Raw genomic sequence first — 3,319 nt, forward strand, 5'->3', positions numbered from 1 at the left:
TTTATCCTCCCGAATGACGCCGTCAGACTTTTTCATAAAGCGTGGTCACACAGGCCCCGCCCAGACCCAGGTTGTGCTGAAGCGCCAGACGCGCGCCATCGACCTGGCGCGCATCGGCCTGTCCGCGCAGCTGCTGGACAAGCTCGGTGCATTGCGCAAGGCCAGTCGCCCCGAGAGGGTGCCCCTTCGACAGAAGACCGCCCGAAGGGTTGGTCACATACTTGCCGCCATAAGTGTTGTCGCCGTCATCGACGAATTTCGCCGCCTCGCCGCGCCCGCACAGGCCAAGCGCTTCGTAGGTGATCAGCTCGTTATGGGCAAAGCAGTCGTGCAGTTCGACCACGTCCACATCCTTCGGGCCGATGCCCGCCGCCTCGTAGACCTGATCGGCGGCGCGCTTGGCCATCGAGAAGCCGACCACCTCACGCATGTCATGGGCGTTGAAGGTCTCGGGCCCGTCCGTCGTCATCGCCTGGGCCGCGATCCGCACCGAGCTGTCAAGCCCATGCTTGTCGGCAAAGGCTTTGGAACAGACGATTGCCGCCGCCGCGCCGCAGGTCGGCGGGCAGGCCATCAGCTTGGTCATCACGCCGGGCCAGACGACCTGCGCCGCCATGACGTCGTCTGCGGTTACTTCCTGACGGAACAGGGCAACCGGGTTCTTGGCCGCATGTCGGCTGGACTTGGCGCGGATTTTCGCGAAGGTTTCCAGCGGGGTGCCGAATTCCTCCATATGCGCCTTGCCCGCGCCGCCAAAATACCGAAGCGCCAGCGGAATCTCGGAGTTGCCGACCAGTTCGTCGGTTTCTTCGTCGAAGGCCGCAAACGGGCTGATCCGATCCTTGAACATCGCCCCGATTGCGCCGGGCTGCATCTGCTCGAACCCAAGCGCCAGGGCGCAGTCCACAGCGCCGCTTTCAACGGCCTGGCGAGCCAGGAACAGCGCGGACGACCCGGTCGAGCAATTGTTGTTCACGTTCACAACCGGAATGCCGGTCATGCCGACCTGGTACAGCGCGCGCTGGCCGCAGGTGCTGTCGCCGTAGACATAGCCGACATAGGCTTGCTGGACCTTGTCATAATCCAGTCCCGCGTCCGCGAGGGCGGAGCGAGTGGCCGTGGAGGCCATGACATCGTAGCTTTCGGATTTTCCCGGCTTCTGGAATGGGACCATTCCGACGCCGACGACATAAGCTTTGTCTTTCATCTTTCTCTCTCCCAGGTTTGATCTGGACGCCGTGAGTCGAGCGCCAATAAATTTTCTACCGTTTGTTAGAATTTACATCCCGTCGGAAGGCAGTGTCAACAACGACGCGGCGGAGCGCTGCTTGCCGAATTTTCTAACGTATGTTTGAATAATTCTGCCGCGCGGCGATAATGGGCCGCATAATTTCGGCCTGTAAGTCGCGGCGCGAATGGGCGGGCGGTTGTTGACCATCGGGAGCCCGAGTTTGGCAGCAAAAGACGTCCAGGCTATGAAAGAAAGGAAAAATGACGAATTGCTATGAATTCAAGGGCTTCGTTCCCGTCGTTCCGGATGGGACATTTGTTCATCCTCAGGCGGTGCTGATTGGAAATGTTATCCTCGGTCGGGGATGCTATATTGGACCCGGCGCAAGCCTGCGGGGCGATTTTGGCAGGATTGTAATTGGCGATGGGGCCAATGTTCAGGACAATTGCATCATCCATTCCTTCCCGGGCCGCGATGCGGTGGTCGAAACCGATGGCCATATCGGCCACGGCGCGATCCTGCATGGATGCTCCGTCGGGCGCAATGCTCTGGTGGGGATGAATGCCGTGATCATGGACGGCGTTGAGCTGGGCGCGGAATCGATTGTCGGCGCCCAGGCCTTCGTGAGGGGCGAAACGGTGATCCCGCCGCGTTCAATGGTGGTCGGAGCGCCCGCAAAGGTAATCCGCGAGGTCACCGAAAAGGAAGTTGCGTGGAAGACTCGCGGGACGGCGGAATATCGACAACTGGCGCGCGACTGTCTGACGGGATTGAGGCCTGTCGATCCCCTCAAAGCGGTCGAGGCGGACCGGTCGGAGATGGCCGCTTCCGATGTCGGATCGATACAGGAGGCGCGGCAACAGGCGACGTGATGCGCCGCATCCAGGTGCGGCCCGATGAGACAGGCCGCACCGGATTTAAGGTGTCACAGCCGGAAGATCCCGTAATGCGGATCTTCGATCGGCGCGTTCAGCGAGGCCGAAATCGACATGCCAAGCGCGTTGCGCGTATCCGCCGGGTCGAGGAGGCCGTCGTCCCAGAGTTCCGAGGTCGAGGTATAGGCTTCGACATCGCGGCGATATTTTTCCAGCACCGGCTCGCGGATCGCTTCGATTTCCTCTGCGGTCAATTCCTTGCCTTCGCGCTGCAGCTGCCGGATCTTGACGTCGGCCATGGTGTTGGCGGCCTGATCCGCGCCCATCACGCCGATTTCGGCCTGCGGCCACATGAACAGCGTGCGCGCATCCCAGGCCCGTCCGCACATGCCGTAATTGCCTGCCCCGTAAGAGGCATTGGCGATCACGGTAAACTTCGGCACGACCGAGCCGCCCTGCGCCATCAGCATCTTGGCGCCGTCCTTGGCGATGCCGCGTTCTTCGTATTCGCGGCCCACCATGTAGCCGGTGATGTTCTGGAAAAAGACCAGAGGCGTGCGGTTCTGGTTGCACAGCTGCATGAAATGCGCGGCCTTGAGCGAACTGTCGTTGAACAGCACCCCGTTATTGGCGAGGATGCCGACCTTGTAGCCCCAGATATGAGCAAAGCCGCAAACCATCGTGGTGCCGTAATCGGGCTGGTATTCGTGAAAGCGCGACCCGTCTACGATCCGGGCCAGAACTTCGCGCATGTCAAACTGGGTCTTCCGGTCCTTGGGGATGATCCCATACAGCTCTTTGGGGTCGTAGTACGGCTCTTCAAACGAGGCGGTTTCGATGATGGTTTTCGGCTTGCGCTTCCATTGGCTGACAATCTCGCGCGCCAGTGAAAATGCGTGCTCTTCGGTGGCGGCGCGGTAATCGCCGGTGCCCGAGACCGAGGTGTGCATGACCGCCCCGCCCAGTTCCTGAACGCCGACTTCTTCGCCGGTGGCCGCCTTGACCAGCGGCGGACCGCCGAGGAAAATCGCGCCGGTGCCTTCGATGATGATGTTGTAATCGCTGAGCGTCGGCACATAGGCGCCCCCAGCGGTACAATGCCCACCGACCACCGCGATTTGCGGGATGTTGGCCTGGCTCAGCTTGACCTGATTGCGGAACACCCGCCCGCCCAGATAGCGGTCGGGAAAGACGCCGTGTTGCAGCGGCAGGA

At 61.2% G+C, this 3,319-nt stretch carries 3 protein-coding genes; 1 reads left to right on the plus strand and 2 read right to left on the minus strand.

What is annotated here, in order from left to right; genetic code table 11:
• Positions 1–22 precede the first annotated feature (22 nt).
• Positions 23–1,207, minus strand: a complete 1,185-nt coding sequence (locus P1U48_RS18120; RefSeq protein WP_301070741.1) for a lipid-transfer protein — start codon at positions 1,205–1,207, stop codon at positions 23–25.
• Positions 1,208–1,491: 284 nt separating this feature from the next.
• Here P1U48_RS18120 and P1U48_RS18125 point away from each other — a divergent pair, with 284 nt between their 5' ends.
• Positions 1,492–2,103, plus strand: a complete 612-nt coding sequence (locus P1U48_RS18125; RefSeq protein WP_301070743.1) for a transferase hexapeptide repeat family protein — start codon at positions 1,492–1,494, stop codon at positions 2,101–2,103.
• Between the two features lie 53 nt (positions 2,104–2,156).
• Here the strand turns inward: P1U48_RS18125 and P1U48_RS18130 are convergent.
• On the minus strand, positions 2,157–3,319 hold a 1,163-nt coding region (locus tag P1U48_RS18130; protein ID WP_301070745.1), incomplete at its 5' end, for a carboxyl transferase domain-containing protein.

The organism is Pseudooceanicola sp., from assembly GCF_029213205.1.
Taxonomy (GTDB): domain Bacteria; phylum Pseudomonadota; class Alphaproteobacteria; order Rhodobacterales; family Rhodobacteraceae; genus Pseudooceanicola.